Genomic DNA, 2893 nt, shown 5'->3' with positions numbered 1-2893 from the left:
TATAAAGTAGAAAGAAAAGCCAATTGGAAAACTTTCAAAACCAAAATGAATAATGATATTGATAAAATTGAAAAATCAGTAAGTATGTTAACTACTAACAAAAAGAAATAAATACTTAATATTTTTTTTAAAAAATAAAAAAACATGCAAATATTAATTACAAATACATACCATGTTAGTGGTATGAGTTGCGGAGGATGCGCTGCAACAGTTAAAAATAAATTATCCGCTGTTCAGGGAATAACATCCGTTAAAGTTGACTTGGAGAATAATGAATTGGAAGTAACCTCCTCAGAAGCAATAAAAATAGATACTTTAAAGGATGCGTTAAATAACACGAGTTATACTATATCGGAACTTAAATCCTAAACAAATTTTATAACATTTCATGCGAACAATTAATTTAACCACTAAAAATAAATAAAATGATGCACGGCTATTCTTGGGGTATGGGTTGGGGTATGGGTTGGGGTGTGTGGACAATCTTGCTTCTTTTTATTGTATTTATTGTATTTTACTTGAGAAGTAAACGAAAAGAATGAAGATAATCCGTTTAAATAAATTAAAAAAAGGAGGGTAAAATGAATATGCAAAATAATCCGGAAGGATATGGCATGGGAATTCCTTGGCATTACATTTATGGCTTAATTATTCTGTTTTTTGTTGTATTGACAATTGTTAAGTTGGTAAAACTTAAAAAAAATCGAAAAAAATAACCTGTATATTATAACGATGTATCGCAAAAATATTATTTTGGTAGCAGTCGCTTTAATTCTAAATATTTGTTCCTGTTTCAGTCAGGATACTCAAGGAATGTTTATGCATCAGGTGGATGGGAATAAATACGAAAGACTAAGTTGTGACAAAATAGGTTTCAACATTGTTTATAAAGCTGATAACAATGCGAAAATTTCAGCGCTTGTAAAAAATGAAAATGTAATCTATTCTCGGACAATATAAATTTTAAAAACTAAAATCATGAATCACATAAGTATTAAAAAATTAGGATTAGCATTTGGACTAACAGGTGCATTGTTTTATTTCGGTTGCGCAATAGTTATGCTGATATTAGGGCACGACAGCACAATAATATTTTTCAACAGCTTGCTTCATGGCTTTGATGTTTCAAGTATTATCAGGATGAATATTTCACTGGGCGAAGATCTAATAGGCATCGTGGAAACATTTATTTTGTGTTGGTTAATTGGTGTATGTGTGGCGATTATGTATAATATAAGTTTTAAAAATTCAAATCAATAATTAATTCACAATTTAAAATCAAAAAAATGTCAACAACAACAGAGGAAAAGACAATTCTGAAAAAGGAAAAATCAAATTACGTAAAAGAAATTTCATCCTTAAAAAAAGCGATGAATGATTATAAAGTAGAAAGAAAAGCCAATTGGAAAACTTTCAAAACCAAAATGAATAATGATATTGATAAGATTGAAAAATCAGTAGGCAGATTGTCCAAAAATAAAAAAAATAAATCTCAATAATTTTATTCACTAAAAACAAAAAATCATGGAAAATTCAATCAAACACACTTATCACATAGGTGGCATGAGTTGTGGCGGGTGCGTTACAACAGTAAAAAATAAATTATCTGCTGCTTCAGGTGTAACATCCGTGGAAATCAACTTGGCAAAAAAGGAAGCAGAAATTACTTCTTCAAAGCCTCTTGATACAGATGTGCTACAACAGGCATTAAATAATACGCATTACACAATAACAGAAGATTAGAGTAAATAATGCAAAACGTCTGGCTTTCAATTTTACCACCAATTATAACTATTGTAATTGCAATTTGGTCTAAGAAAATCATTCCCTCACTTTTAATCGGGCTGTTGGCAGGATCCTATTTTCTTAACCCAACTCTTACAGGTGGTTTTGAAACGGCTGTTGACAAAATTGTAAAGACACTAACGGATAGCGGAAGCCTTCAGGTACTTTTGTTTTTGTATCTATTTAGTGGTTTAATGTCATTGATAAAAAAATCAGGAGGCATAAAAGCATTTTCAGATATAGCAGACAAACATGTAAAAAGTGAAAAAGATGTCTTCTTTTTAATATGGGCTTTGATACCTGTTACTTTTATTGATTGTGGATTTAGGGTTGTTGGTGCAGGTTCTATCACTCGTTCAATTGTAGAAAAGAATAATATAGCAAAAGAGCGGTTTGCTTTTATGCTTAACAATACGGCAAGTCCGATAGTGGAACTTATTCCTATCGCTACTACATTCATTGGGTTTAATATTGCAAATATAAGCATCGGTTTAAAGGCAGCCGGAAACTCGGAGAAAACTTCAGCTTATGCAATTTGGCTAAAAGCAATTCCTTTAGAGTTTTTTAGCATCGTGTTAGTCATTATTACTTTTATTACCATCTTCTACCAATTCAAAAAACCGATAAACGCTTCGGAAAAACAACCTGCTGAAAAGGACATGAAAGGTATGAAGATGGACATGGAAGAAACAGAACCATCAATAAAACCAAGAGTTATCAATCTTATTGTTCCGCTATTGAGCGTAATCTCACTTAGTATTTTTTTCTTTTGGTTTTTCGGAAAAGACAAACCGGACAATCATACTTTTATTGAAGCCATGTCAAACACAAACCCAAACAGAGCCATGCTTGTCGCACTGTTTATCACTATCGCTATATCGGCTGTTTTTTACTTTTTTCAAAAATACAATCTTAAAGAAATGACTTCTGATGTTATAGCTGGTGGCAACAAAATAATGACAACGCTCGTAATTCTTGCCTTAGCGTGGCCTTTAGCATCTGTTTCGCAAGCATTGGGTTTGAATGATTTCATACACCAAAACTTAGGCAATTCTATGCCAGCATGGAGCGTAGCCGTTTCACTTTTCATAGTGTCTTCTGCCGTAAC

Annotated in this window: 6 protein-coding genes; all 6 read left to right on the top strand. The window is 32.0% G+C overall.

Annotated elements, in window-relative coordinates:
- Nucleotides 1–144: 144 nt before the first annotated feature.
- Nucleotides 145–369 (top strand): heavy metal-associated domain-containing protein, encoded by a 225-nt coding sequence (locus ABIZ51_07700; GenBank protein MEO7088658.1) that lies wholly within the window; start codon nt 145–147, stop codon nt 367–369.
- Nucleotides 370–581: 212 nt separating this feature from the next.
- Nucleotides 582–716, top strand: coding sequence for a hypothetical protein (locus ABIZ51_07695; protein ID MEO7088657.1), 135 nt, complete (start codon nt 582–584; stop codon nt 714–716).
- A gap of 262 nt (nt 717–978) precedes the next feature.
- Nucleotides 979–1260: a DUF5676 family membrane protein gene (locus ABIZ51_07690; GenBank protein MEO7088656.1), complete on the top strand. Its 282-nt coding sequence runs from the start codon at nt 979–981 to the stop codon at nt 1258–1260.
- A gap of 26 nt (nt 1261–1286) precedes the next feature.
- Entirely contained in the window at nt 1287–1499 is a 213-nt protein-coding gene (locus tag ABIZ51_07685; GenBank protein MEO7088655.1) for a hypothetical protein, read from the top strand.
- A 25-nt stretch (nt 1500–1524) separates the two neighbouring features.
- Nucleotides 1525–1743, top strand: coding sequence for a heavy metal-associated domain-containing protein (locus tag ABIZ51_07680; GenBank protein MEO7088654.1), 219 nt, complete (start codon nt 1525–1527; stop codon nt 1741–1743).
- An 8-nt stretch (nt 1744–1751) separates the two neighbouring features.
- Nucleotides 1752–2893, top strand: a 1142-nt coding sequence (locus tag ABIZ51_07675; protein ID MEO7088653.1) for a Na+/H+ antiporter NhaC family protein, incomplete at its 3' end; no start/stop codon positions are given.

Source organism: Bacteroidia bacterium (assembly GCA_039924845.1).
In the GTDB taxonomy this organism is placed as follows: Bacteria; Bacteroidota; Bacteroidia; order DATLTG01; family DATLTG01; genus DATLTG01.
The sequence above is the reverse complement of the archived record's forward strand: the minus strand, read 5'-3'. Positions and strand labels throughout refer to the sequence as shown.